Below are 25,819 nucleotides of genomic sequence, written 5' to 3'. Positions count from 1 at the left end.
CGGAAGTTAAGCTCTTCAGCGCCGATGGTAGTTGGGGGTTTCCCCCTGTGAGAGTAGGACGTCGCCGGTCTCAAAGTAAAGTCATTGCCTTCGGGCAATGGCTTTTTTTATGTTTATATTAGATTTTAACCGAAGGTTATATTGAAAGCAGACATAAAAATGTAAATGGCTTGGCGCTGGGGTGTCCATTTTTGAGGGAGTTTGATTTTAGATTGCTTGGCGCTTTGGGGAGGCATCCACACAGCGTCGAAGCGGTATTAACAGGATTTATTGTTACTCTTACCTATCTATAGTCGTATATAATAGAAGGAAGAAAAGGGAGTGGAAATTGTATTGAAAAGTTCTGAACGTCCACTTGTTGAGGCAATAACCAAATTTAAAGATGCAAATCCGATTTCATTTCACGTGCCGGGACACAAGCATGGAATGCTTTCTGGATTACCTTCCGAACTGCAGGGAGCACTCCAATATGACTTCACTGAATTAAAGGGACTTGATGATCTCCATGAACCGAATGGTGTTATTGAAAAGGCGCAGCAGAAGCTTGCTTCGTTGTACGGTTCCGACCGTAGTTTTTTTTTGGTGAATGGCACAACCGTAGGGAATATTGCAATGGTTTATGCAACTTGCCGTGCAGGAGATACTGTTATCGTTCAGCGTAATGCGCATAAGTCGATTTTCCATGCTATTGAGTTGACGGGGGCCCGACCTGTGTTTGTATCTCCAGCTTGGGATGAAGCAACCAAGACAGCTGGCACTGTGACGTCTGCGCAAGTTAACAAGGCGCTCCAGGCGTTTCCAGAGGCAGTAGCTGTTATTCTGACTTACCCCACCTATTACGGCATAACAGGTTTGGAGCTGGAAGAAACAATCAGACTTTGTCATATGAATGGAGTACCTGTATTGGTGGACGAGGCACACGGAGCACACTTTGTCGTAGGTGAACCGTTCCCGCGTTCGGCATTGGAGATGGGAGCGGATATAGTCGTGCAATCAGCACATAAGACGTTACCGGCTATGACGATGGCCTCATTTCTACATATGCGCACTAATTATATATCTTCGGAGAAAGTTGCTTCTTATTTAGGGATGTTACAATCTAGCAGTCCCTCTTATTTATTGATGGCTTCACTTGATGATGCCCGAGCTTTCGCGGAATCCTTTAGTAAAGAAGATAAAGATAGGTTCATGGAACGGCGTGAGATTTTTATCAAACAACTCAATCTCATTCCGCGACTTCTAACGATTAAAACGGATGATCCCTTAAAACTTATTTTACGAATAGAGGGTTGTTCAGGCTTTGATCTGCAGAAGCGGCTGGAAGCGGTAGGGATATTCGGGGAACTGGCAGACCCTTATCAGGTGTTATTTGTTTTACCGCTATTGAAATCAGAAATATTTTATCCCTTTGCTGAAACTTGTAACAGCATCAAGACAGCGGTTGTGGGTCTGCCTGCAACAGAAAATACTGAGGGGATAGAAGATCTAGCCCTGTACGAAGAAGAGTTGACTTGCCTAGCTTATACGTCTGATGAAATGGCTCATATGGAAGTAGAATGGATTCCTTACAAAGAGTCAGTGAATCGTGTTGCGGCGGAGTCGATTACTCCATATCCGCCTGGTATACCCCTCTTGATCCGTGGGGAAACTGTAAGTGAAGCGCATATCCAATCACTGGACAAACTACTTCAAATGGGGGCAAAGTTCCAGGGATCCATTCAAATTGATGAAAAACAGATAATTGTGGTAAAGAATAGAGCGGAGGAATAATATGATACTGGAAGGTCAATTCATTTCGTTTGAAGGTCCTGAAGGGGCCGGTAAGACAACTGTTATTAAAGAGGTATATGAACGCTTGAAGAATGAAGGGAAACAGGTTATTTTGACACGTGAACCTGGCGGAATACGGATTGCGGAAAAAGTCCGTGAGATTATTCTGGATAACGATCATCAGGAAATGGATGCCAAAACGGAAGCGCTTCTTTATGCGGCTGCTAGAAGGCAGCATCTTGTTGAAAAAGTTGTTCCGGCACTCAGGGAAGGAACAATTGTCTTGTGCGATCGTTTTGTCGATAGCTCATTAGCCTATCAGGGGCATGCCCGCGGACTTGGAATCGATGAGGTTCTATCTATTAACGAGTTCGCTATAGGTGACACAATGCCTGACTTGACAGTGTTCTTCGATATCAATCCAGAAGCAGGACTTGCGCGAATTGCAGCAAACGAAATGCGCGAAGAGAATCGATTGGATAAAGAGAGTCTGCATTTCCATGAGCTGGTTTACGAGGGGTATCTAGAACTTATTCGGCGGTATCCCGAACGAATAAAAGTTACAGATGCTTCGCTCTCTCAAGAGCAGGTAACGGAAAATATTTGGAAAATCGTATGCGCCCAACTCATTAAAAAGTCAGATTCATGATATAATGGTTGGAAAGCGGAAAAGGGGAGATTATCGTGAAATTGATTGTAGCAGTTGTACAAGATCAGGATAGTAACCGATTATCTACGGCTTTAACCAAAGGAGACTTCCGGGCAACGAAATTAGCCAGTACGGGAGGATTTCTTAGATCTGGAAATACGACGTTCCTAATCGGGACCGACGAAACCCTTGTTCCGAAGGCACTAGAACTTATTCGGGAAAATTGCCGTTCACGCGATCAAATGGTAGCACCTGTTTCGCCAATGGGCGGAAATGCTGATTCATATATTCCATATCCAGTTGAAGTTGAAGTTGGTGGCGCGACGGTATTTGTCCTTCCAATCGAACATTTCCATCATTTTTGATGGACAGAGGTGAGCCGAAATGAAAGTCAATGGTGATTATAGAGCTGGACTTGATAAGACGCGAAATGATCCCTTGCAGACATCACAAGGCGGAACACGTTTTGGTCAGATGGTTGTTAAACAGGAACAGCGTCTTCAAGGTGAGCAAATTACTAGGCTTCTCGGAGATATTTCATCGGCCGGGGACCGAATTGCCCGTTCACGAAACTTGCGTGATATGGCCAAATTCAAAATGCTCATCAAGCGCTTTTTAAAAGAAGCCGTTGAATCTGGAATGGGGCTTAAACAGTCCCACTCATGGAATCAATTCGGTGAAGGGCGCCGATTAAAACTTGTTGAAACGATTGACGATCGATTAATTGAACTGGCAAATGATTTATTGGACGAAGAAAAAACATCCGTTGATTTATTAGCCAAAATAGGAGAAATCAAAGGGCTTCTTATTAATCTATACATGTAATCCCGTGCTTTCTATCGCTTAGAAACACGGTTTTTTTGAACACGGGGGAGGTGTGGTTAACATGACAGAAGAAGGTACTGACCGGCTGGTGCGGGAACAGAAAATAGTAATTCAACGCTTAAGTTCTTCACATAAAAATGGACGAATTGGACATGCGTACATGTTTGATGGCGAGCGTGGAACTGGGAAAGAAGCTGCAGCCATTTTTTTTGCCAAACTGCTCCTTTGTATTAACCCCGAAAAATCTGTTCCATGTGAAACATGCCATTCCTGCCGTCGTGTTTCATCCAGCAATCATCCCAACGTAACGCTCATCCGACCAGACGGACAAGATATCAAAAAAGATCAGATGTCCGATCTTGTTTTCAGTATGACGAAAAAGGGTTATGAAGCAGGCAAGAAAATATATATAATTAGTAGGGCAGATCGGATGAATGTTGCTGCAGCGAATACGCTTCTTAAGTTTCTTGAAGAACCTGAAGGGGATGTAACGGCAATTTTACTAACCGATTCGTATCAATCGATTTTGTCTACGATCCAATCGCGGTGTCAACGCGTATCTTTTTTACCACCTTCTAGAGAAATAATGATTGGTCAGCTTGTTGAAAAGGGAATTACTCCATCAATGGCGGCGACGGTTTCGATGGTAACAGCCAATCAGGAAGAAGCATTTCGGCTAGCAGGCGATGATCAATTTGCACACATACGAAAAACAGTGGTAAAATTGGTTGAAGCATCGGATCGACATGTCCATGAAGCGTTATTGTTCATCCAATCAGAATGGGTCCCTTTAATCAAAGAGAAGGAAGATACTGAAAGCGGACTCGACTTGCTTCTCTATGTATATAGAGATGTAGTCGCTTCTAAAGCAGGATTGCAGTCAACAGCGGCATTTCCTGATCAGCAAGAACTTATTAAAGGTCTTTCGATGAAGATGACATATAGCCGTTTGTCTGCTAACATGGAGGCAATATTGCGAGCCAAAAAGCAATTACACGGCAATATGAATCGCACGCTTTTAATGGAACAATTGGTGCTCAGCATGCAGGAGGGGTTACTTGTTGTATAAAGTTGTAGGAGTCCGTTTTAAAAAAGCGGGTAAAATATATTATTTCGATCCACTCGATTACGCTTTCGATGAAGGGGACTATGTCATCGTTGAAACCGCGCGAGGAATCGAATACGGTAAAGTTACAGGTAAAGTAAGAGAAGTCGGTGAAAATGATGTGGTCTTGCCACTCAAAAAAATTATTCGTCCCGCACAAACCGAGGACCTCGAAAAAGTGGAGGAAAATCTACTCGAAGCTGAGAGGGCTTTTAGCACAGGTGTAGAAAAAATCGTTGAACATAAGTTGGAAATGAAGTTAGTTGATGTCGAGTATACATTCGATCGAAACAAAATTGTCTTCTATTTTACAGCAGAAGGCCGTGTAGATTTCCGAAACCTTGTTAAAGACCTTGCTTCGATTTTCCGCACGCGTATTGAACTACGTCAGATAGGCGTACGCGATGAAGCGAAGATGCTTGGGGGTATTGGTCCTTGTGGTCGGATGCTGTGTTGTTCGACATTCCTTGGTGATTTTGAGCCGGTTTCTATAAAAATGGCTAAGGATCAGAATTTATCACTTAATCCATCGAAAATTTCAGGCTTATGTGGGCGACTTATGTGTTGCTTGAAATATGAGAATGATGATTACGAAGAGGCAAAAGCACTGATGCCGGACATTGGTACACGTGTCCAAACAGCAGAGGGACCAGGGAAAGTTGTCGGACTGAATTTACTTGAACGCCTTCTTCAAGTAAGTATGACAGACCAGGACTTGGTTCTAGAATATACATTGGAAGAGATAGTAGAGCAACAAAAAAATATAGCTCAATTGATGAAATAATGGGGTGGGATAGTTGAAAGAAAGGAACTTTCTGGATAGGGTTATGGAATTCGAGCAAGAACTCGAATCTATGCAAAAGCAATTCCGCGAATTGATTGGATTCGTCGCGCAGATGACGGAAGAGAACCATTCGCTTCAACTCGAAAACCATCATTTGCGCAAGCGGCTTGAAGAAATGGATAAACAAATGAATGAACAAACAGAAGAAATTATCAATACGCGCAAGCATCGGAAAAAACCGAATACGATAGATGTTGGCGAAGGTGTCGATAATTTGGCACGCCTGTATAACGAAGGGTTCCACGTCTGCAATGTCCATTACGGAGGTAGTCGTAAAGGGGAAGACTGTCTGTTCTGTCTCTCTTTTCTAAATAAACAAAACGTATGAAATGAGCCGATCCTATTATAATGTAGGCGTCGGCTTTTCTTTTATTCTTTGTACGCTAGGCACTTTACGGATTTTTTAAAATGGGGGAAATTATTATGGATGAATTTTTACAAGATGATGAGCGGCTTGATTATTTATTGGCTGAAAATTTACGGATAATCCAAAGCCCGTCCGTATTCTCATTTTCCCTGGACGCAGTATTGCTGGCAAGATTTGCATATGTTCCGATACGTGCTGGAAAAATTGTAGACTTATGTGCCGGTAATGGAGCAATTCCATTGTTTTTAAGTGCAAGAACAAACGCTGATATTATTGCTGTTGAATTGCAGGAGCGTTTGGCGGGAATGGCTCAAAGAAGTGTAAGATACAATGGGTTAGAAAGTAGAATTCGAATCGTTAATGACAACGTTATCGGAATCGCAGCAAAAATAGGTTCTGAAAAGTACGACACAGTGACTTGTAATCCCCCGTATTTCCCTTCAAATGAAGCCAGCGAAAGGAACTTATCCGAGCATCTGGCGATTGCCAGACATGAAATCCATTTGAAACTTGACCAAGCTATCCAATCAGCGAGTGAATTGTTAAAACAGGGGGGAAAAGCAGCATTTGTTCATCGTCCCGGGCGCTTACTCGATATAGTCACTGCAATGCGTGCCAATCGTTTGGAACCTAAGCGGATTCAATTTGTTTATCCCAAAGAGGGCAAAGAAGCGAATACATTATTAATTGAGGGGATAAAAGACGGCAAACCCGACTTGAAAATACTGCCGCCCCTCTATGTATACGGTGCTGACAATGATTACACGGAAGAAGTGAGGCGCCTCCTTTATGGAAAAAACGAGTGAGCATCTTTTCTATGTTTTAGAATGCAACGATGGCTCTTATTACGCCGGTTATACAAATGATTTAGAAAAACGGGTTCGTGTACATAATGAAGGGAAAGGCGCGAAGTATACCCGTGCAAAAAAACCTGTCCGCTGTATTTATCATGAAAGCTTTGAAACAAAACGTGAAGCAATGCAGGCGGAATATCAGTTCAAACAACTGAAAAGAGATGCCAAAGAAAATTATATTGGAAAGAGGCGTAATGTCGATGAAGTCACAAAAAAGTGCTGAGCTGGGCGGCGGAAAACTATTTTTGGTCGGGACACCAATTGGCAATCTGGAAGACATGACATATCGTGCAATTCGTATATTGAATGAAGTCGATACGATTGCAGCAGAAGATACGCGAAATACGATCAGGTTGTGTAATCACTTTGAAATTAAAACGCCTCTTATAAGCTATCATGAACATAATATAGAATTTGGTGGAGAAAAGATTTTGACACTACTGGGAGACGGAAAGTCAGTAGCACTTGTCAGTGATGCCGGTATGCCTTGTATTTCTGATCCGGGCGCGGATATTGTGTCTAAAGCGATTGGTGCAGGCTATGATGTAGTACCTGTACCAGGTGCAAATGCGGCAATCAGCGCGCTGGTGGCATCGGGGTTGGTACCGCAGCCCTTTTTGTTTTACGGTTTTTTATCGCGCCAGAAAAAAGCGCGGACGATTCAATTAGATCATTTAAAACAGCGGGAAGAAACAGTTATTTTGTATGAGGCTCCTCACAGGTTGAAGGAAAGTTTACGTGCGCTGCAAGATAGCTTTGGTGGACAACGTTCAGTTGTTCTGGCAAGGGAACTAACAAAGCGTTTTGAAGAATTTCTTCGCGGTACGCTTGAAGAGGCTGTATTATGGGCAGAATCGAATGAAATACGAGGCGAGTTCTGTATTGTCATTGAAGGCAGCGATGGAGTAATTGTTGAAGAACAACAAGCGTGGTGGCATGACTTGGATATCCATGCACATGTAACTGAATTAATAGAACAAAAAGGACTTCGTTCAAAAGAGGCAATCAGGGAAGTGGCAAATGAACGTGGATTAAGCCGTCGGGATGTTTATAAAGAGTTTCATGTCGAAATTGATTGATGTAAAAGAGTATGAAAAAATAAGAAAAAAGTCCGAAACGGATAACCGTTCTGGACAGTGATGGTTAATGATTATTTTTGTAAGCTTTCTTCAATTTCTTTGATTAGTTGTTTTGCGCCTTCTGGGCTCAAAATCAATTTTCCATCAATCAGACTTAAATTATCGTCAGACACATCGCCCGTAATGGAGCATGTCATATTCGGCATATATTTCTTCAAGATGATTTTATCTTCATCAACGTAAATTTCCAAAGCGTCTTTTTGTGCGATACCAAGTGTACGACGTAGCTCAATCGGAATAACAACTCGTCCGAGTTCATCGACCTTTCTTACAATACCAGTGGATTTCATAGCTAAACTCCTTTCAAAACAATTATTTTCGTCAAAATTCGACATAATTCGCTTGCTGTTTTCCATCATACCAAATCTTCCAATTAACGTCAATACATCTTATTAGAAACTATGAGGAAAATAGTAGTTTCTTGTAAAAAACATATTTTAGACATAAAAATATCAAAGAGATTTGTTGAATTAAAGAAATTCTTTGGATTGCTTTGGAGCGCAGAGATGCCTTCCGTCAGTCTTATGCAGCTTGTTACCTCTGAAAAGAAGCCTTCGCTCGGTTATACACCAATACATGTGCAAATATAATGAAAGCGGCTGTTGCCGGGTTATTTCATTGTGTCGATGGGATCCTTTCGATAGAATAGAGAATATATACTTACACACTGGAGGAATAGTCTTGGCTGATTTGAATAAGACATTTTATATTACAACACCTATTTATTATCCGAGTGGTAAATTCCATATTGGTACCGCTTATACAACTGTGGCTTCTGATGCGATGGCACGTTATAAACGTCTACGCGGATTTGATGTCCATTTCTTGACTGGAATGGATGAGCACGGTCAAAAGATACAGGAAAAAGCTGATGAGGCCGGATTACCGCCCCAGGAATACGTTGATGGTATCGCTGAAATAGCGAAAAAAGTCTGGAGCATTATGGACATTTCCTATGACGATTTCATTCGCACGACGGAAGAACGTCACAAAGAGGGCGTTGAAAAGATTTTTAAGACTTTTCTCGATAATGGTGACATATATAAAGGTGAGTATGAAGGATGGTATTGCCTACCTTGTGAAACGTATTTCACGGAAGGACAGCTTGAAGATGGAAATTGTCCTGACTGTGGACGTCCAGTCCAAAAAGTAAAAGAGGAATCGTACTTCTTTAATATGAAGAAATATGCAGACAGACTATTGAAGTATTACGAAGACAATCCGAAGTTTATCGAACCCGAATCTCGGAAGAATGAAATGATTAATAACTTTATTAAACCTGGCCTTGAAGACCTCTCTGTTTCCCGTATGTCGTTTGACTGGGGTATAAAAGTTCCGAAAGACCCGAAACATGTCATTTATGTGTGGGTCGATGCACTGACAAACTACATTAACGCACTCGGTTATCAGACCAAAGACGATTCATTATTTAATAAATACTGGCCGGCAGACGTCCATGTCGTCGGAAAAGACATTGTCCGTTTCCATACGATTTATTGGCCGATTTTTTGCATGGCACTTGATTTGCCTTTACCAAAAAAAGTTTTTGCACATGGCTTCATCATGATGAAAGATGGAAAAATGTCGAAATCCAAAGGGAACGTCGTCTATCCTGAAATGCTCGTTGAACGTTATGGACTGGATGCGACACGTTATTTCTTACTTCGCGAGCTACCGTTTGGTCAAGACGGTGTATTCTCACCCGAATCTTTTGTTGAACGGACGAATTATGACCTAGCAAATGATCTCGGGAATTTATTGAACCGCTCCATATCGATGATTAATAAGTACTTTGACGGAGAAATTCCAACAGAAGATATTGTCGCGACAGAATTCGATAAGAGTTTGACGGATTTCATGACAATTACAGTCGAGAAATATGAAACTTCAATGGAGAATATGCAATTCAGTACAGTTCTTGGTGATCTGTGGGCGCTCATATCACGGACTAACAAATATATCGATGAGACCTCGCCATGGGTACTAGCGAAAAATGAAGAAGATAAAGGCCAACTGGCATCGGTAATGCTACATCTTGCCACATCGCTTCGCCACATCGCTGTATTATTGCAACCGTTCATGACGGAAGCACCGAAACAGATTATTTCACAACTGGGTCTGGATGAAGAACTGCTTGCATGGGACACACTTGGTAACTTTACTAATATCCCAACAGGAACAAAAGTTGTGGAGAAAGGTGTACCGATTTTCCCACGTCTGGATGCAGATGTTGAGGTCGTTTATATTCGCGATCAGATGGCAATCACGGCTCCCGCTGAAGCCGCCCCTATAGAAGAGGCTGTTAAAGTTGAAATTGAAGAGACAGTAGAAGCTGAGATTACAATCGATGATTTCATGAAAATCGATTTACGAGTTGCGACAGTAACCGCTTGCGAAAAAATCCCAAAAGCGGATAAACTGCTTAAATTACAACTGGACCTTGGCTATGAACAAAGGCAAGTTGTCTCAGGCATCGCGGAACATTACGAACCGGAATCACTTATTGGTGAGAAAGTAATCGTTGTTGCCAATTTGAAACCTGTAAAATTACGTGGGGAACTATCCCAGGGCATGATTTTAGCAGGAAAATCAGAAGGTACTTTAAAACTTGCAACAGTAGATCCTTCATTAGAAAACGGTGCTAAGGTTAACTAAGTTATACTTTCGCAGGTTGTTTATGAGTCAGTTAGTCCAAAGTTTTAGACTAAAAAAGAATGAATAAAAACGGCGTCCCTCTTGGAAACGCCGTTTTTCCTTTCACTGCAATAAAACCGTTTTGTAATCGTTTTGTTAAATGTGTGAGATGAAAAGCATAATTCTTTAAATTACAATAAAACCATTGTGAGGCGAAAATAGATGTATATAGATACACATGTCCATTTAAATGCAGACCAGTATGAAGAAGATGTAGATGAAGTAATTCAACGAGCCCTTGAGGCTGGTGTGGAGAAAATGGTGGTTATTGGATTTGACCGCAAAACCATATTAAGGGCAATGGAACTAACTGAACAGCATGCCTTCATCTACGCCGTCGTTGGCTGGCACCCTGTAGATGCAATCGATTGTACCGATGAGGACTTGGCGTGGATAGAATCATTAACTGCGCACCCTAAAGTGGTGGGTATTGGAGAAACAGGTCTAGATTATCATTGGGATAAATCACCGAAAGACATCCAGCAGGAAGTGTTCAGGAAGCAGATTCGGCTCGCGCAAAAAGTAAATCTTCCCATCATTATCCACAACCGGGATGCAACGGCGGATGTCATTCGTATCTTGAGAGAAGAGGAAGCGGAAAAAACGGGCGGAATCATGCATTGTTTCGGAGGAAGTGTCGAAACGGCAAGAGAATGCATCGACATGAATTTTATGATTTCGCTGGGGGGACCCGTAACTTTTAAAAACGCAAAAACACCGAAAGAAGTTGCTACCGAAATACCGCTTGAGCATTTATTAATAGAAACGGATGCGCCCTATCTCGCACCTCATCCTTACCGTGGAAAGCGGAACGAACCAGCTTGGGTGACCTTGGTTGCAGAAGAAATTGCGAGGCTGAAAAACCTTCCAGTTATAGAAGTTGCAGAAAAGACTACAAAAAATGCTTTGAAAGTATTTAACATTGATTGATTAAACGAACAGGAAGTTTTCCATCCTTTACATATGGAGAACTTCTTAAACTTGCAATGAATTAAGTCCAAATGGGTTGACACTCTGTAGACTTACCTTTATAATTTGCCGAGTACTGAAGGAGGAGTTTTTTTCATGCAAAAAAGCACGATGAAAAACCTGTTCTATAAGTCATTGAGGGGTAAACGTTTAGCTATTACCGCAGTTTCACTTGCGCTATTCGTTACTGTTATTTCACTTGTTCTCTTTGAAGGAACAAAGAAATCGATCACGTTGGACGTGGACGGAGAAGAACTTAACATCAAGACACATGCACATACAGTAGGTAACCTTTTATCCGAGCAGGATATTAAAGTTGCCAAACATGATTTAGTGGCACCCTCAGTGAATACACCAATCGAAGATGGTTTATCGGTCAGGTGGGAACAGTCGCAACAAGTCAAAATAAATGTCGACCAGGAAATCACATCCATATGGACGACTAATCATAAGGTGAAAGACGTACTAGCTGAAGCCGGTATTAAACTGACCGATTATGACGTTGTAAAACCCCAGATTCATGAACAACTTGGGGAAGATAGCAATATTGTCATTCAAAAAGCGTTTGAAGTAACGTTGAATGACGGAGGAAAAGAGAAGAAGGTCCAGTCACCTTCGACTACGGTCGCTGACTTTTTAAAGAGAGAAAACATTCAACTGAATGGAGACGATCGCCTGAACGGAAAGGCTGATGGTTACTTAAAGCCGGGTTCTATAGTGGAAATCGTACGAGTGGAAAAGGTCACCGATGTAGTGGAAGAACCGGCAAACTTTGTAGTTGAAACACGCAGCGATCCAACTTTACTGAAAGGACGGGAGAAAATCGTCCAGGCAGGAAAGAAAGGATTAGTTTCAAAAAAGTTTGAAGTAGTAAAAGAAAATGGAAAAGAAGTTTCCCGTAAGTTAGTAGATGAAAAACCGATTAAAGCATCACAAAAGAAAATTGTTGCAATCGGCTCCAAAGTAATAGTTGCAAGCGCAGCGACACCCTCATCAAAAAAGTCGTCTAACAAAACGGTTTCCCGTAACGACTCATCAGCCGGGAGCAAAGAGTTTTATGTGACGGCCACAGCATATACAGCAGGATGTAATGGTTGTTCAGGCATTACAGCTACAGGCATTAATTTACGTGCTAACCCGAACTTGAAAGTTATTGCAGTCGACCCGAGCGTTATCCCGCTCGGTTCAAAGGTATGGGTTGAAGGTTATGGACACGCGGTTGCAGGAGACACAGGTGGCGCAATCAAGGGCAAAAAGATAGATCTTCATGTTGCGACGAAAAGCGATGCTTATAAATTCGGCAGACGCCAAGTGAAAGTTAAGATTATCGATTGATATAACAATCCGCAGGACTCTAAGTAGTCCTGCGGATTATTGCGTTATGCCGAAGTATGATTGGTCACCTACATATCTGTACATACGCCTGTGTGCAGAGTAGAATTAGGGTAAGAACGCAATGGGAAAGAGGATTTTTGTGAACATTAAAGAAATTGTTGTTGTTGAGGGAAAGTCTGATACAGTTGCCTTAAAACGAGCTACAGGTGCAGATACGATTGAAACAAACGGTTCCGCAATCGATGAATTGACACTTATACGTATTCGCCATGCGCAGGAAACAAGAGGTGTCATCGTATTCACCGATCCCGACTTTCCGGGCAGAAGAATCCGCGCGATCATCGAAGAACGGATTCCGGGCGTTAAACATGCGTTTCTTGAAAAAAAGTTGACCATAGCTAAAAATGGTTCAGGTGTCGGAATTGAGCATGCAGCCGATGAGGACATCCGGTCAGCGCTGCGTTCTGTTTATACAGTGGAGGATAAGCCAATTGTTGATATCCCGTTTGCGGACTTGATGGAAGCGAGACTAATTGGTCATCCAGATGCAAAAAGGCGGCGAGAACGTTTGAGTGAATTGCTACAAATCGGCCCGGTAAATGGGAAAGGCTTAAAAAAGCGGCTTGAGATGTTCCGAATCGGTTATGAACGATTGGGAGAAACGTTGAAAGTTCTAGACAAGGAGGAGAAAGAAAATAATGAATAAAGATATAGCAACTCCGGTCAGGACGAAAGAGATTCTTGCCAAACACGGTTTTGCACTTAAGAAAAGTTTAGGGCAAAATTTCTTGATTGACCCAAATATTTTACGAAATATCATAACTCATGCAGGCCTGACGGAAAAAACAGGCGTTATTGAAATTGGCCCAGGAATAGGTGCACTGACTGAACATATTGCTAGAAGCGCGGGAAAAGTGGTGGCATTTGAAATTGACGGCCGTCTTTTACCGGTTTTGGAAGACACATTGTCACCTTATAACAACGTTACGATTGTTCACCAGGATATTCTGGAGGTCGATCTTCTACAAGTGATGAAAGAACACTTTGCCGATTACGAGGATGTCGTTGTTGTTGCAAACTTGCCTTATTATGTGACAACACCGATTATCATGAAGTTCTTGATTGGTAAAGTTCCTATCTCAGGAATGGTTATCATGATGCAGAAAGAGGTAGCGGATCGAATTACTGCTGTTCCAGGGACGAAAGCTTATGGTTCGCTGTCAATCGCTATTCAGTATTATATGGATGCGGAAGTGGCTATGATTGTGCCTAAGACAGTTTTTATGCCACAACCAAACGTGGAATCTGCCGTTTTACATTTAACAAGAAAAGAATCTGCACCCGCTGAAGTGATTGATGAAGACTTCATGTTCGTTGTATCCAGAGGTTCATTTGTCCAACGGAGAAAAACGATCCTGAATAACTTGCAATCTTCGTTGCCTGAAGGCAAATTAAAAAAAGAGCAGATATTGAAAGCGTTCGAACAAATAGGTATGGATCCAGGCAGACGAGGGGAAACACTGACAATTGCAGAATTTGCAAGTCTTTCCAATGCCTTGTACGAGGATTTCTTCATAAAGCGTAAGAAATAACGAAAAAAGAACATTTTTCACAATAAAATAAGCTTTTTCATAATAAAATGATTGACAAAGTACTTCAGCGATTGTTAAAATGGAGTTTTTAATTGACAGAACCTTTTTAAAGTGTTATGCTTATACTTAGTGAGGTGTAAGCGACGTGCCAAAAACATTAGCGGACATTAAGAAGTCATTGGATTCACATCTGGGTAAACGTTTGCATTTGAAAGCAAACGGCGGTCGGAAGAAGACGATTGAGAGAGCTGGAGTCCTGCGAGAAACATATCGTGCAGTATTCGTAGTTGAGCTTGACCAGGATGAAAATGCGTTTGAAAGAGTATCTTACAGCTATGCAGACATTTTGACCGAAGCGGTTGAAATAACAATTCTCGAGGGTGCAGATCCTACAGCATTCATAGTCAAATGATTACAGCATTTATGATTTAATACATTTTGTAAAGAAACACCTATACAGCCATTCAGAAATGAATGCCCTGTGGAGGTGTTTTTTATTTGATTTAGTCCATACTAAATTTGTCAGCCAAAAGGAGGAAAACCGAATGGCGAAAAAACGTGGTATTATGTCTGAGAGCTTAAAGGTAGAAATTGCCAAAGAGCTTGGATTTTACGATGTTGTTGAGCGGGAAGGTTGGGGTGGCATCAAATCACGTGACGCAGGTAATATGGTGAAACGAGCGATTGAAATGGCCGAAAGAGGAGTAGCACAACAGAAACAGCAGCTATGAATTACCCTTTATCCCACTAATAGGCTGACAAAAGAAGAGTTGGAACCGGGGTCGTCAAGACAACCGGGCCAACTTTTTTTGTCGCTTTTTCCGTCAAGGAGAAATGAATTACCCAATTGTTATCATTTCACAGCGCAATTATTTCACCCTATGGTAAAATAGGGAACAAAGACAAGCTGGAATGGGGGGAAGCCGGATGCTTTATGAAAAAGCACCTGCAAAAATCAACTTAACACTTGATGTATTACATAAACGGCCAGATGGTTTTCATGAAGTCGAAATGATAATGACTACGGTCGATTTAGCAGACAGGGTCTGGCTCCGTCCAATGAATAACGGTGAAATTACAATTAAAGCATCTGAACGGTACGTACCGAATGATCGTAAAAACTTTGCGTATCAGGCCGCAGAACTCTTACAAAACGAATTTGGCATTACCAGAGGCGTTGAGATTACTCTTGAAAAGAGCATTCCTGTAGCTGCTGGGCTTGCAGGCGGAAGTTCAGATGCGGCGGCTACACTGCGTGGTTTGAATAGGTTATGGAACTTGAAATTAAGCGTTGAAGAGCTTGCTTCGCTAGGGGCTCGAATTGGTTCGGATGTTTCTTTCTGTGTTCACGGAGGAACGGCACTTGCTACAGGGCGAGGCGAAATAATTGAAGTTCTGCCCGCTCCACCGAAATGTTGGGTCATTCTAGCCAAACCAGCAATTTCAGTATCAACAGGTGATATATACGGAAATCTGGACTTGACTACAATTGAACATATCAACACAGCTGGTATGGTGGACGCATTAAAAACAGGTGACTACGACAAAATGTGCAAATCAGTTGGGAATGTACTCGAAACCGTTACGATGAATCTTCATCCTCAAGTCGTCGTGTTGAAAGATCAGATGAAAAAGTTCGGTGCAGATGCGGTATTGATGAGTGGCAGTGGCCCGACCGTTTTTGGCCTTGTTAAACATGAATCGAGAGTGCCACGCATTTACAATGGGTTAAAAGGATTTTGTCCGGAAGTCTATGCAGTAAGAATGGTCGGTGGACATACATTTCTTGATTGAACACGTACAATTGTGGTAATGTACATTAAAATATTCGGGTTTAGGAGATGGTACCATGAAGTGGAAAAGAAGCGAGCGACTTGTAGATATGACTCGCCACCTCTTGGAATATCCACATGAACTAATTCCATTAACCTTCTTTTCTGAACGTTACCAAGCGGCAAAATCCTCGATTAGTGAGGATTTGACGATTGTAAAAGAAACGTTTGAAGAAAAAGGAACGGGTAAACTTATAACGGTGTCTGGGGCGGCAGGAGGAGTGAAATTCATTCCGAAAATGTCGGATTCGGCTGTTCGTGAAGTGATATCGACGCTAATGGGTGAAATTGGACATTCTGATCGATTGCTACCTGGTGGTTATTTATTCATGACAGATCTTCTTGGCAATCCACGGATTATGGACCGGGTAGGTAAGGTATTTGCTTCAGCGTTTGCTGACACAGAGATAGATGTTATTATGACGGTGGCGACGAAAGGGATTCCGATTGCCCACGCAATTGCCCGTCACTTGAATGTTCCAGTTGTTATTGTTCGCCGAGACAGCAAAGTAACCGAAGGGTCTACTGTGAGTATTAATTATGTATCGGGTTCAAACAGGCGCATTCAAACGATGGTTTTATCGAAAAGAAGTATGCAAAGCGGTCTAAAGGTCCTTATCACAGATGACTTCATGAAGGCGGGAGGTACGATACTAGGGATGAAGAGTCTGCTAGAAGAGTTCGGCTGTGAGCTGGCAGGCATCGCTGTTTTAGTAGAGTCTGATCATGCAGAAGAAGTGTTGGTCGATAATTATCTCTCCCTAGTTAAACTTCAAGCTGTAAATGAGAAGCGTCGAACAATTGAGTTAGAAGAAGGAAACTATTTTGCGGAAGGTGGAAAATGATATGAATTATGTAGCAACAGAAAAAGCGCCAAAGGCAATTGGCCCTTATGCACAAGCAGTCACAGTAAACGGAATGGTTTACACTTCTGGACAAATCCCTTTAACACCGGAAGGTCTACTCGTTGCGGAAACAATCGAAGACCAGACGCACCAAGTGTTCGCTAACTTGAAAGAAGTATTGAAAGAAGCAGGTTCATCTTTGGATAAAGTGATCAAAGCGACTGTTTTCATCAAAGACATGAATGAATTTGTTGCTGTCAACGACATTTACGCACAGCACTTCGGTACGCATACCCCGGCACGTTCAACTGTTGAGGTTGCAAGATTGCCGAAAGACGTAAAAATTGAAATTGAAGTCATTGCGCTTTTAGCAGAATGACGGAAGCGGCCCCGATTAACCGAAGCCGCTAAAAACGAACATTTCAAACCCTGCAAGTAAATCTAAATTTAATTAGGCGACATTTCGTTTGGTTTTAACGAAATGTCGCCTTTCCTATGCGGAATTTTTGCAAGGGTTCCTCTGTGAGAATCCTAGTCCGATTCTATAATAGTGGTCCCTTTCAATAGTCTGGATAACCGGATTATGTACATTTTGTCAACAGTAAAAAGGAATTCAAAGCAGGCATTCTATTCCTTGTCTTTCAAATTTTTAAAAAATTATGTTTGTAAAGAAGGAAATTGCTTACTTTTGTGGAATATAGTCCTCATGTGCTTTAAAGACAAAAGGAGTGGTAGGGAATGGAAGTAACAGATGTTAGGTTAAGAAAGGTGGAGACTGATGGAAGGATGAGGGCGATTGCATCGATTACGATTGACGATGAATTTGTCGTACATGATATTCGGGTTATCGATGGAAATGAAGGATTGTTCGTAGCTATGCCAAGCAAACGGACACCTGATGGGGAATTCCGCGATGTAGCACACCCGATTAATACGAATGCTCGCACAAAAATCCAAGATGCCGTACTTGCGGCGTACCATCTGTCTGCTGAAGAGCCAGTATTCGAGGGAGCCGGCGCATGACGTGCCCTCTTCAATAATATGCAGAACACCTATATAGTGAAATTGACTGCCCTTTTTTAATGCGGCAGTTTTTTCTTGTTTTTAGTTTTAAAAGGGGACTGAGCATAGAAAAATAATAACGATGAGCTTGTCAAGAGTAGAGAGGTTGAAAAAAACCCTGTTTTCAGCTATAGTTTATAAAGAAAACATTAAGAGAGGGATCGGCCTTCCTCACACATTTTTGGAGGCATTCAAATGACAAATACATATGCCGTCGTCCTTGCAGCAGGACAAGGTACACGGATGAAGTCAGATTTATATAAAGTACTCCACCCAGTCTGCGGAAAACCAATGGTGGAACACGTAATTGATCATATTCGGGGTCTTGGAACCGGTCGCATTGTCACTATTGTTGGGCATGGCGCGGAAATGGTCGAAGAGACACTTGGAGATAAAAGTGAATATGCATTGCAGGATGAGCAGTTGGGCACAGCACACGCTGTTCAGCAGGCGGAGAAGTTAATCGGTCATCTGGATGGCACGACGATTGTCGTGTGTGGAGATACGCCCCTAATCCGTTCTGAAACAATGGAAGCACTAATTGCCCATCACAATGAAACAGGCGCTAAAGCAACCATCTTAACGGCTTATGCAGATAACCCAACTGGCTACGGACGTATAATCCGAGGCGCAGGTGGACAGGTTCTACGGAACGTCGAACAAAAAGATGCAACGATAGAAGAGCAAAAGGTAATGGAAATCAATACAGGTACGTACTGTTTTGATAACCGTACGCTCTTTGAGACATTGAGAAAAGTGAAAAACGACAATACGCAAGGCGAATACTATCTGCCTGATGTTGTCGGAATTTTACAATCTGAGAGTGAACTTGTTTCGGCTTATGTGACGGATGACTTTAGTGAAACGCTCGGCGTCAATGATCGTGTGGTTCTGGCTAAAGCTGAACAAGTAATGCGCCAACGCATTGCTGAAAAGCATATGCGTAATGGAGTAACCATCATCAGCCCAGACAATACGTATATAAGTGCGGCTGCTGAGATTGGTCGAGATACAGTACTTCAACCGGGTACCATGATTGAAGGGAACACTGTTATCGGCAGGAAATGTATAATTGGACCGAATAGCCAGATTATAGATAGTGTAATTGGGGATGAGACTACCATCCATTCGTCAGTGGTACGATCCAGTATAGTCGGTTCAACTACAAATGTGGGGCCTTTTGCGCATATCCGTCCTGATTCTAATCTAGGTGATAATGTAAAAATTGGTAACTTTGTAGAAGTGAAAAAATCATCACTGGGTGAAGGAAGTAAAGTATCTCATTTAAGCTATATCGGGGATGCTAAAGTCGGAGCGCATGTGAATGTGGGCTGTGGTTCAATTACCGTTAATTATGACGGGAAAAACAAATACCAAACAACAATCGAAGATGACGCATTTATCGGATGTAATTCCAATTTAATCGCACCAGTAACAATTGGTAAAGGTGCATATGTAGCCGCTGGGTCGACAATCACTAAAAATGTCCCAGAAAGTTCACTTGCAATTGCGCGCGCGCGCCAGGAGAATAAAGAAGGATATACTAACAAACTAAATCATAAGTAAACAGGGGGAACATGATGGCTAATCACTATCCAAACGATAAACTAAAGATATTCTCTTTGAATTCGAACCAAAGACTTGCGGAGCAAGTTGCGGAAGTAATCGGACGACCACTAGGGAAATGTTCCGTTAAGCAATTTAGTGACGGAGAAGTCCAAATCAATATCGAAGAAAGTATCCGTGGCTGTGATGTGTTCGTCATCCAGTCAACATCGTTCCCTGTCAATGAAAACTTGATGGAACTTCTTATTATGATTGACGCATTGAAACGTGCATCTGCTCGCACAATCAATGTCGTCATGCCTTATTATGGTTATGCACGTCAGGATCGAAAAGCACGTTCACGTGAACCAATCACGGCGAAGCTTGTTGCAAACTTACTTGAAACAGCTGGTGCGCATCGCGTCATTGCAATCGATCTTCATGCGCCCCAAATCCAAGGTTTCTTCGATATTCCAATTGATCACCTTGTTGCAGAACCAATTCTTACTGAATATTTTAAAGGAAAAGGATTCAACAGTGACGAATTAGTTATAGTATCACCGGATCATGGCGGTGTAACGCGTGCGCGTAAAATGGCGGACCGGATGAAAGCTCCTATTGCAATCATCGACAAACGCCGTCCTCGTCCGAATGTAGCTGAAGTGATGAATATCGTTGGGAATGTTGAAGGGAAAACAGCCATCCTGATTGACGATATCATCGATACAGCAGGGACAATTACGATTGCGGCGAGCGCATTAATCGAAAGTGGAGCAAAAGAAGTGTATGCTTGTTGTACACACCCCGTGTTGTCGGGTCCCGCAATTGAACGAATTGACAACTCTCAAATCAAAGAATTGGTCATTACGAATTCAATCGAGCTTCCGGAAACGAAGCAGTCTCCGAAGATAAAACAACTATCTATCGCCTCACTTCTTGCGGAAGCAATTGTCCGTGTATTTGAGGAGAAGTCCGTCAGCACCTTATTTGATTAATTCGAAATGTTTCATGTCGCTTGCCACTGGGTATTTATCAATTAGCACAATTTTTTCAATCAGAAGGGTGATTAAATAAAATGAGTACAAGTATACAATCAGAAGCGAGAGTACCAGCTAAAAAGTCAGCACTAACAGAATTAAGAAAAGAAGGCTATGTTCCTTCAGTTGTCTATGGTTATAAAACTGAAGCTACACCGATTTCAGTAAAAGAACGTGACCTCTTGAAAACATTGAGTGAAGTGGGCCGTAACGGTGTAATTAAACTTAATGTTGACGGTAAGGACATCAACGTTGTTCTAAGTGAATATCAGTCTGGCGCACTAAAAGGTGAAATCCGACATGCAGACTTCCTTGCTATCAATATGACAGAAGAACTAGAAGTGGAAGTACTTGTCCATCTTGTAGGAGAATCTGCGGGCTTGAAAGCGGGCGGCGTACTTCAACAGCCAAACCGCGAAGTGAAAATCAAAGTGAAACCTTCAGATATTCCTGAAACATTCGATATCGACATTTCAGAACTTCAAATTGGTGAATCAATTACAGTCGCAGATATTCGTGCGAAATCGAAATATGAAATTCTAAATGAAGATGATCATGGACTAGTTCTAATTTCTTCTCCACGTACGGAAGCAGAAATGGAAGAGCTTGAAAGTGAAGCTTCTGAAACGGCTGAACCCGAAGTAATCGGCGAGAAAAAAGAAGAGAAGTAATATGAAAACAAGCGTACGGAAACCCGTGCGCTTATTTTCTGTCTAATCATCTATTGTTAAAGGAAGATAAAATCGATGAAAATGATAATAGGACTCGGGAATCCGGGTAAACAATATGAAAAAACGCGCCATAATGTAGGCTTCCATGTCATAGATGAGCTTTTTAGACGTCTGACGGCGCCTGTGATGCAGTCCAAGTTCGGTGGGATGTACACGGTCATACATCGTCCAGAAGGCAAAGTGATGCTCGTGAAGCCGCTTACGTATATGAATCTATCCGGGGAATGTGTTCGGCCGTTAATGGATTACTTTCAAGTCGATGTGAAAGATATCACAGTTTTGTACGATGATCTGGATATTCCGCCTGGAACCATCCGGTTGCGTCAAAAAGGCAGTGCGGGTGGTCACAATGGCATGAAGTCACTCATTGCACATCTCGGAACAGATCAGTTCAACAGAATCCGTATTGGTGTCGGTCGTCCGGTTGGCGGCATGAAGGTACCTGATTACGTACTATCGCCGTTTGGTAAGGATGAAAAACCATTGATTGAAGATATGGTGCAAAAAAGTGCATCTGCTTGTGAAGCCTGGCTGAACAAACCATTTAACGATGTGATGAACAACTTTAATGGTATGTAAGGAATAACAAAGCCCTTTCTCGCCTATACTTTGATAAAAGGGCGGGGGATTAGAATGGCGATCCGTTATACTTGCAGACATTGTGAGACCGAAATTGGCACACTTCCGTTTGAATCCGCGAAGGAGACTATTCTTCTTCTGCAGAAGTTGGACGACGGGGAAGTTGAGCATTTTCTGACGTATGAAGAGGACGGGGCATTAATGGTGCGATGCATATGCGAACAGTGTGAGCAATCGCTTCGGAGTTTCCCGGATTACTATACACTCAAGAAATGGCTTCAATAAGATGTACGCTTTGGCGCGGAATGCGTCCAAAGCTTTTTCTGTTTTCCTATTTATAAAGGGGAATTATCTACTAACTTTTGGCGGCCAAACTCGTTTTGGCCTCCATTTTGAGCGTTTACTATAATTATAGAAAGGGTGTGTAGTATTGGAAACGCTGATGAATTTAATTTCACAAGAGAAAGAGATTAACGAACTAGTGAAAGAGTTGGAGGCGGGAAATGACCGCCAGCTTATCGCTGGTTTCTCAGGCGGAGCGAAGTCGATCCTTTTCAAGGTGCTCCATCAAGCAATGGATGAGCCCGTTCTAATCGTTTCCCCCAACTTGTTGCAAGCGCAACGTACATACGAAGACCTTGTAAAGGTGTTGGGGGATTCACTCGTACACCTTTATCCCGCAGAGGAGCTAATTGCTGCGGATTTTTCTGTTTCCAGTTACGAGCTAAGGGCACAGCGCATCGATACAATCGATCATATGGCTCGTGTCGGAAAAGGAATTTACATCGCCCCCATTGCAGGCATGAAAAAACGATTGCCAGAGAAAGAACGATGGTTGGCTAGCTCCTTATCAGCGAAATTAGGGGAAGAACTTAATATCTCTGAATGGCTTGTTAGACTTGTGTCAATGGGGTATACAAGACAGCCAATGGTTACCGCGCCAGGTGAATTTGCGTTACGGGGGGGGATACTCGATCTCTACCCGTTAACTATGGAAGAGCCAGTTCGAATAGAATTATTCGATACGGACATAGACTCGATCCGTACATTTTCAGCAGAAGACCAACGTTCAACTGGGAAGTTGGAAGCTGTGTCAATCCTCCCAGCCTCTGAATTTGTCTGGATGAAAGAAGATCTTACAGCAATCGCCGATGAACTTGAAAAAGCACTTGGGGTTAGCTTGAAGAAGATGAAAGATGCAGAAGCAAAAGAGCGCTTAATGATTAATATAACAAATGATATTCAATTGATGAGAGAAGGGTCAATGCCTGAAAACATGTTGAAATATGCATCATTTTCGGGTTCCACTACCTCGCTCGAGAGTTATTTCCCGAGTAATGGAATCGTTCTGTTCGACGAGATTGGACGTATTCTTGAAGTTGTAGGGTCACTTGAAACAGAAGAAAAGGAATGGATGGTTGCTCTTCTTGAAGAAGGGAAAATTGTTCATGATGCAACATTGTCAATTTCATTTGAGGAAATGAATGCGTTGCTAAAACAAAGGAAAATGTATTTCTCTTTATTCATCCGTACCGTGCCGGGAATCGTCGTGAAGAGGACTGTTACATTTTCTTGTAAACCCATGCAACAGTTTCATGGTCAAATGAATTTATTGAAAAGTGAAATAGAACGTTGGCATCAAGGAGAGTTTAATGTATTCATTGTTGCAGACGGGGAAGAACGGATGCGAAAAGTCCAATCGATTCTTCAAGATTATGATGTGTCGTCTTCCTTTTCGGGAAAAATATCGAAATCAGGTGGAGTGCAGGTTATAGACGGTGATTTGTCTGCGGGGTTCGAGCTTCCATTCCAACGAGTTGCAGTTGTGACGGATTCTGAATTATTCAAAGGGAAATCTAAACGAAAAGCACGACCACATAAATTGACAAATGCCGAACGCATCAAAAGTTACTCGGAGATCAAACCGGGCGACCACATCGTTCATGTGCATCACGGCATTGGAAAATACTATGGTGTTGTAACGCTTGAAGTAAGTGGAATTCATAAAGATTACCTCGACATCCGATACCGTGGGGAAGATAAGCTGTTTGTTCCGGCAGACCAAATTGATCTGATTCAGAAGTATGTAGCCTCCGGCGAAAAAGAACCGAAGCTCCATAAATTGGGCGGAGCGGACTGGAAGAAAACAAAAAGTAAAGTTACGGCTGCTGTTCAAGATATCGCTGACGACTTGATAAAGCTCTATGCAAAACGGGAATCTGAAAAGGGACATGCTTTTGCGGAGGACGACGATATGCAAATGGCTTTTGAAAATGCATTCCCGTATGACGAAACGGATGACCAACTCAGATCTATCGCGGAAGTGAAGCTAGACATGGAAAGAGAACGGCCTATGGATCGTCTGCTATGCGGAGATGTAGGATATGGTAAAACGGAAGTTGCAATCCGTGCGGCATTCAAAGCTGTATCCGACGGCAAACAAGTCGCATTTCTCGTTCCCACTACGATTCTGGCACAACAGCATTACGAGACAATGAAAGAGCGCTTTTCTGGTTTCCCAGTTGAAGTTTCCCTTTTAAATCGTTTCAGAACAAAAAAAGAACAAACAGAGACATTAAAAAAATTGAAGGCCGGTACAGTTGATGTGGTTGTAGGTACGCATCGTCTTTTATCCAAAGATATCGTCTACCATGATCTTGGATTACTGGTTGTCGACGAAGAACAGCGCTTTGGTGTAACGCACAAAGAAAAACTAAAACAGTTGAAAACGCACGTCGATGTCCTGACACTAACGGCAACGCCAATTCCGCGGACACTCCATATGTCGATGCTCGGTGTTCGTGACTTGTCGGTCATTGAAACACCTCCTGCAAACCGTTTCCCAGTCCAGACCTATGTCATGGAACAAAACTTTGCACTCGTTCGTGAGGCAATTGAAAGGGAAATGAGCCGCGGTGGTCAAGTATTCTACTTGTACAATCGAGTCGAAGACATGGAACGGAAAGTGGATGAAATAAAACAGTTAGTGCCAGAAGCAAGAGTAGGTTTCGCCAATGGACAGATGGGGGAGTCTGCACTTGAGTCGGTAATATTAAGTTTCCTTGAAGGGGAATACGATGTCCTAGTGACAACTACAATCATTGAAACAGGTATCGATATTCCAAATGTCAACACACTTATCGTCCAGGATGCAGACCGTATGGGCTTGTCTCAACTTTATCAACTCCGGGGACGGGTGGGGCGGTCAAATCGTGTAGCTTACGGTTATTTCCTTTATCAGCGTGACAAGGTGCTTACAGAGGTTGCGGAAAATCGTTTACAAGCGATTAAGGAGTTTACAGAACTCGGATCTGGCTTCAAAATCGCTATGCGCGATTTATCCATTCGCGGTGCAGGCAATCTGCTAGGTTCCCAACAACACGGGTTCATCGACTCGGTCGGGTTCGATCTTTACTCTCAATTGCTTCAAGAAGCTGTCGAGGAGAAGCAGACAGGTATTATAAAAGCGGATATTCCTGATTTGGAAATAGCATTGCCGCTAAATGCATATATTCCTGACGATTATGTGCGCGATGGATTCCAGAAAATTCAAATGTATAAAATGGTAAAAGCAATCGAAAGTGAAGCTGACTATATTGAACTTGTCGACGAAATGACAGACCGGTTTGGCGATATACCACTGGAAGCTGACTTATTGCTTCGTGTAGGCCGTTTAAAAGCCTGGGGCCGTATTGCAGGTGTCGAATCAATTAAAAAGCAACAATCCCTTATTGAAGTTCGTATTTCATCGGAAGGAACCGCGAAGGCAGACGGCGCAAAACTTGTATCCGATTCTATGCCTTTTGGGCGCGCTGTTGGATTTACGATGGAAAATGGACAACTCATCATGACGGTAGATGAGCGTCATACGGGAAAACAGACTGGATTCGACGTTCTGGAAGCGATGATGAGGATACTTGAGTCATCTAAAAAGGAAACGATTGTTGCTGATTCCTTCTAAAGGACATGTTGCATATTTTGTCCATTGTTGATGCATACTACAAATGAAATGAAGTCTTTGTTCAATTTGTAGAAAGTGAGGCAT

28 protein-coding genes and 1 rRNA gene are annotated in these 25,819 nt (G+C 42.4%); 28 read left to right on the top strand and 1 reads right to left on the bottom strand.

All coding sequences use genetic code 11. The features are described from left to right. The 11 genes from rrf to rsmI form a co-directional block, all read left to right on the top strand. Nucleotides 1–70: ribosomal RNA gene (gene rrf, locus AC1TO4_RS17520) — 5S ribosomal RNA — on the top strand; the annotation flags it as partial. A gap of 251 nt (nt 71–321) precedes the next feature. Next, nucleotides 322–1,770 carry an aminotransferase class I/II-fold pyridoxal phosphate-dependent enzyme gene (locus tag AC1TO4_RS17515; protein WP_482106335.1) on the top strand — a complete coding sequence of 483 codons (1,449 nt, stop codon included), beginning with the start codon at nt 322–324 and terminating at the stop codon, nt 1,768–1,770. Nucleotides 1,771–1,777: 7 nt separating this feature from the next. Continuing rightward, nucleotides 1,778–2,419 carry a dTMP kinase gene (gene tmk, locus AC1TO4_RS17510; RefSeq protein ID WP_482106338.1) on the top strand — a complete coding sequence of 214 codons (642 nt, stop codon included), beginning with the start codon at nt 1,778–1,780 and terminating at the stop codon, nt 2,417–2,419. Between the two features lie 35 nt (nt 2,420–2,454). Then, on the top strand, nt 2,455–2,784 hold the full coding sequence (locus tag AC1TO4_RS17505; protein WP_482103239.1) for a cyclic-di-AMP receptor: 330 nt from the start codon (nt 2,455–2,457) through the stop codon (nt 2,782–2,784). A 19-nt stretch (nt 2,785–2,803) separates the two neighbouring features. Further along, on the top strand, nt 2,804–3,244 hold the full coding sequence (locus AC1TO4_RS17500; protein ID WP_482106334.1) for a YaaR family protein: 441 nt from the start codon (nt 2,804–2,806) through the stop codon (nt 3,242–3,244). 61 nt (nt 3,245–3,305) lie between these two features. After that, nucleotides 3,306–4,313 (top strand): DNA polymerase III subunit delta', encoded by a 1,008-nt coding sequence (gene holB / locus AC1TO4_RS17495; RefSeq protein ID WP_482106333.1) that lies wholly within the window; start codon nt 3,306–3,308, stop codon nt 4,311–4,313. Further along, entirely contained in the window at nt 4,306–5,133 is an 828-nt protein-coding gene (locus tag AC1TO4_RS17490) for a PSP1 domain-containing protein (RefSeq protein WP_482106332.1), read from the top strand. The genes holB and AC1TO4_RS17490 overlap by 8 nt, the downstream gene beginning before the upstream one ends. Before the next feature lie 13 nt (nt 5,134–5,146). After that, the gene (gene yabA / locus AC1TO4_RS17485) at nt 5,147–5,521 is read left to right on the top strand and encodes a DNA replication initiation control protein YabA (RefSeq protein ID WP_482103235.1); all 375 of its coding nucleotides are present in this window, start codon (nt 5,147–5,149) and stop codon (nt 5,519–5,521) included. A 95-nt stretch (nt 5,522–5,616) separates the two neighbouring features. Then, nucleotides 5,617–6,366, top strand: a complete 750-nt coding sequence (locus AC1TO4_RS17480) for a tRNA1(Val) (adenine(37)-N6)-methyltransferase (protein ID WP_482106331.1) — start codon at nt 5,617–5,619, stop codon at nt 6,364–6,366. Then, nucleotides 6,350–6,637 carry a GIY-YIG nuclease family protein gene (locus tag AC1TO4_RS17475; protein WP_482103233.1) on the top strand — a complete coding sequence of 96 codons (288 nt, stop codon included), beginning with the start codon at nt 6,350–6,352 and terminating at the stop codon, nt 6,635–6,637. Before AC1TO4_RS17480 ends, AC1TO4_RS17475 begins: the two co-directional genes overlap by 17 nt. Then, nucleotides 6,615–7,493: a 16S rRNA (cytidine(1402)-2'-O)-methyltransferase gene (rsmI, locus tag AC1TO4_RS17470; protein WP_482106330.1), complete on the top strand. Its 879-nt coding sequence runs from the start codon at nt 6,615–6,617 to the stop codon at nt 7,491–7,493. Before AC1TO4_RS17475 ends, rsmI begins: the two co-directional genes overlap by 23 nt. A gap of 71 nt (nt 7,494–7,564) precedes the next feature. On the opposite strand, the gene AC1TO4_RS17465 is transcribed toward rsmI, so the two are convergent. After that, the gene (locus tag AC1TO4_RS17465) at nt 7,565–7,843 is read right to left on the bottom strand and encodes an AbrB/MazE/SpoVT family DNA-binding domain-containing protein (RefSeq protein ID WP_149582631.1); all 279 of its coding nucleotides are present in this window, start codon (nt 7,841–7,843) and stop codon (nt 7,565–7,567) included. A gap of 391 nt (nt 7,844–8,234) precedes the next feature. On the opposite strand from AC1TO4_RS17465, the gene metG reads away from it, so the two are divergent. The 17 genes from metG to mfd all read left to right on the top strand — a co-directional run bounded on the left by metG (nt 8,235) and on the right by mfd (nt 25,735). Further along, nucleotides 8,235–10,208, top strand: a complete 1,974-nt coding sequence (metG, locus tag AC1TO4_RS17460) for a methionine--tRNA ligase (protein ID WP_482106329.1) — start codon at nt 8,235–8,237, stop codon at nt 10,206–10,208. Between the two features lie 201 nt (nt 10,209–10,409). Beyond that, entirely contained in the window at nt 10,410–11,177 is a 768-nt protein-coding gene (locus AC1TO4_RS17455; RefSeq protein ID WP_482106328.1) for a TatD family hydrolase, read from the top strand. Between the two features lie 135 nt (nt 11,178–11,312). After that, nucleotides 11,313–12,551, top strand: a complete 1,239-nt coding sequence (locus AC1TO4_RS17450) for a ubiquitin-like domain-containing protein (RefSeq protein WP_482106327.1) — start codon at nt 11,313–11,315, stop codon at nt 12,549–12,551. A gap of 139 nt (nt 12,552–12,690) precedes the next feature. Continuing rightward, on the top strand, nt 12,691–13,257 hold the full coding sequence (rnmV, locus tag AC1TO4_RS17445; RefSeq protein WP_482106326.1) for a ribonuclease M5: 567 nt from the start codon (nt 12,691–12,693) through the stop codon (nt 13,255–13,257). Further along, on the top strand, nt 13,250–14,143 hold the full coding sequence (rsmA, locus tag AC1TO4_RS17440) for a 16S rRNA (adenine(1518)-N(6)/adenine(1519)-N(6))-dimethyltransferase RsmA (RefSeq protein ID WP_482103227.1): 894 nt from the start codon (nt 13,250–13,252) through the stop codon (nt 14,141–14,143). Before rnmV ends, rsmA begins: the two co-directional genes overlap by 8 nt. A gap of 145 nt (nt 14,144–14,288) precedes the next feature. Then, nucleotides 14,289–14,555 carry a biofilm formation stimulator Veg gene (gene veg / locus AC1TO4_RS17435; RefSeq protein ID WP_482103226.1) on the top strand — a complete coding sequence of 89 codons (267 nt, stop codon included), beginning with the start codon at nt 14,289–14,291 and terminating at the stop codon, nt 14,553–14,555. A 133-nt stretch (nt 14,556–14,688) separates the two neighbouring features. Beyond that, on the top strand, nt 14,689–14,874 hold the full coding sequence (locus AC1TO4_RS17430) for a small, acid-soluble spore protein, alpha/beta type (protein ID WP_482103225.1): 186 nt from the start codon (nt 14,689–14,691) through the stop codon (nt 14,872–14,874). Nucleotides 14,875–15,070: 196 nt separating this feature from the next. Beyond that, nucleotides 15,071–15,937, top strand: coding sequence for a 4-(cytidine 5'-diphospho)-2-C-methyl-D-erythritol kinase (gene ispE / locus AC1TO4_RS17425; RefSeq protein WP_482103224.1), 867 nt, complete (start codon nt 15,071–15,073; stop codon nt 15,935–15,937). A gap of 55 nt (nt 15,938–15,992) precedes the next feature. Continuing rightward, nucleotides 15,993–16,820 (top strand): pur operon repressor, encoded by an 828-nt coding sequence (gene purR / locus AC1TO4_RS17420; protein WP_482103223.1) that lies wholly within the window; start codon nt 15,993–15,995, stop codon nt 16,818–16,820. Between the two features lies 1 nt (nt 16,821). Further along, nucleotides 16,822–17,199 carry a RidA family protein gene (locus AC1TO4_RS17415; protein ID WP_482103222.1) on the top strand — a complete coding sequence of 126 codons (378 nt, stop codon included), beginning with the start codon at nt 16,822–16,824 and terminating at the stop codon, nt 17,197–17,199. Between the two features lie 359 nt (nt 17,200–17,558). Beyond that, complete coding sequence (gene spoVG, locus AC1TO4_RS17410; RefSeq protein WP_482103221.1) at nt 17,559–17,843, top strand: septation regulator SpoVG; 285 nt, start codon at nt 17,559–17,561, stop codon at nt 17,841–17,843. Between the two features lie 234 nt (nt 17,844–18,077). Then, nucleotides 18,078–19,448: a bifunctional UDP-N-acetylglucosamine diphosphorylase/glucosamine-1-phosphate N-acetyltransferase GlmU gene (gene glmU, locus AC1TO4_RS17405; protein WP_482106325.1), complete on the top strand. Its 1,371-nt coding sequence runs from the start codon at nt 18,078–18,080 to the stop codon at nt 19,446–19,448. Between the two features lie 14 nt (nt 19,449–19,462). After that, complete coding sequence (locus AC1TO4_RS17400; RefSeq protein WP_482106324.1) at nt 19,463–20,422, top strand: ribose-phosphate diphosphokinase; 960 nt, start codon at nt 19,463–19,465, stop codon at nt 20,420–20,422. A gap of 80 nt (nt 20,423–20,502) precedes the next feature. Then, on the top strand, nt 20,503–21,135 hold the full coding sequence (locus AC1TO4_RS17395; protein ID WP_482103218.1) for a 50S ribosomal protein L25/general stress protein Ctc: 633 nt from the start codon (nt 20,503–20,505) through the stop codon (nt 21,133–21,135). Between the two features lie 75 nt (nt 21,136–21,210). Beyond that, nucleotides 21,211–21,774, top strand: a complete 564-nt coding sequence (gene pth, locus AC1TO4_RS17390) for an aminoacyl-tRNA hydrolase (protein ID WP_482106323.1) — start codon at nt 21,211–21,213, stop codon at nt 21,772–21,774. 54 nt (nt 21,775–21,828) lie between these two features. After that, on the top strand, nt 21,829–22,059 hold the full coding sequence (locus AC1TO4_RS17385; RefSeq protein ID WP_482103216.1) for an anti-sigma-F factor Fin: 231 nt from the start codon (nt 21,829–21,831) through the stop codon (nt 22,057–22,059). A 145-nt stretch (nt 22,060–22,204) separates the two neighbouring features. Further along, on the top strand, nt 22,205–25,735 hold the full coding sequence (gene mfd, locus AC1TO4_RS17380) for a transcription-repair coupling factor (protein WP_482106322.1): 3,531 nt from the start codon (nt 22,205–22,207) through the stop codon (nt 25,733–25,735). Nucleotides 25,736–25,819: the final 84 nt, after the last annotated feature.

The organism is Sporosarcina sp. Y838 (assembly GCF_056786515.1).
The sequence above is the reverse complement of the archived record's forward strand: the minus strand, read 5'-3'. Positions and strand labels throughout refer to the sequence as shown.

Coding starts and splice junctions, on each gene's coding strand:
- AC1TO4_RS17500 (WP_482106334.1), top strand. CDS start 2,804: ATGAAAGTCAATGGTGATTATAGAGCTGGACTTGATAAGACGCGAAAT.
- holB (WP_482106333.1), top strand. CDS start 3,306: ATGACAGAAGAAGGTACTGACCGGCTGGTGCGGGAACAGAAAATAGTA.
- AC1TO4_RS17480 (WP_482106331.1), top strand. CDS start 5,617: ATGGATGAATTTTTACAAGATGATGAGCGGCTTGATTATTTATTGGCT.
- AC1TO4_RS17475 (WP_482103233.1), top strand. CDS start 6,350: ATGGAAAAAACGAGTGAGCATCTTTTCTATGTTTTAGAATGCAACGAT.
- rsmI (WP_482106330.1), top strand. CDS start 6,615: ATGAAGTCACAAAAAAGTGCTGAGCTGGGCGGCGGAAAACTATTTTTG.
- AC1TO4_RS17465 (WP_149582631.1), bottom strand. CDS start 7,843: ATGAAATCCACTGGTATTGTAAGAAAGGTCGATGAACTCGGACGAGTT.
- AC1TO4_RS17455 (WP_482106328.1), top strand. CDS start 10,410: ATGTATATAGATACACATGTCCATTTAAATGCAGACCAGTATGAAGAA.
- AC1TO4_RS17450 (WP_482106327.1), top strand. CDS start 11,313: ATGCAAAAAAGCACGATGAAAAACCTGTTCTATAAGTCATTGAGGGGT.
- rsmA (WP_482103227.1), top strand. CDS start 13,250: ATGAATAAAGATATAGCAACTCCGGTCAGGACGAAAGAGATTCTTGCC.
- AC1TO4_RS17430 (WP_482103225.1), top strand. CDS start 14,689: ATGGCGAAAAAACGTGGTATTATGTCTGAGAGCTTAAAGGTAGAAATT.
- ispE (WP_482103224.1), top strand. CDS start 15,071: ATGCTTTATGAAAAAGCACCTGCAAAAATCAACTTAACACTTGATGTA.
- purR (WP_482103223.1), top strand. CDS start 15,993: ATGAAGTGGAAAAGAAGCGAGCGACTTGTAGATATGACTCGCCACCTC.
- AC1TO4_RS17415 (WP_482103222.1), top strand. CDS start 16,822: ATGAATTATGTAGCAACAGAAAAAGCGCCAAAGGCAATTGGCCCTTAT.
- spoVG (WP_482103221.1), top strand. CDS start 17,559: ATGGAAGTAACAGATGTTAGGTTAAGAAAGGTGGAGACTGATGGAAGG.
- glmU (WP_482106325.1), top strand. CDS start 18,078: ATGACAAATACATATGCCGTCGTCCTTGCAGCAGGACAAGGTACACGG.
- AC1TO4_RS17400 (WP_482106324.1), top strand. CDS start 19,463: ATGGCTAATCACTATCCAAACGATAAACTAAAGATATTCTCTTTGAAT.
- AC1TO4_RS17395 (WP_482103218.1), top strand. CDS start 20,503: ATGAGTACAAGTATACAATCAGAAGCGAGAGTACCAGCTAAAAAGTCA.
- pth (WP_482106323.1), top strand. CDS start 21,211: ATGAAAATGATAATAGGACTCGGGAATCCGGGTAAACAATATGAAAAA.
- AC1TO4_RS17385 (WP_482103216.1), top strand. CDS start 21,829: ATGGCGATCCGTTATACTTGCAGACATTGTGAGACCGAAATTGGCACA.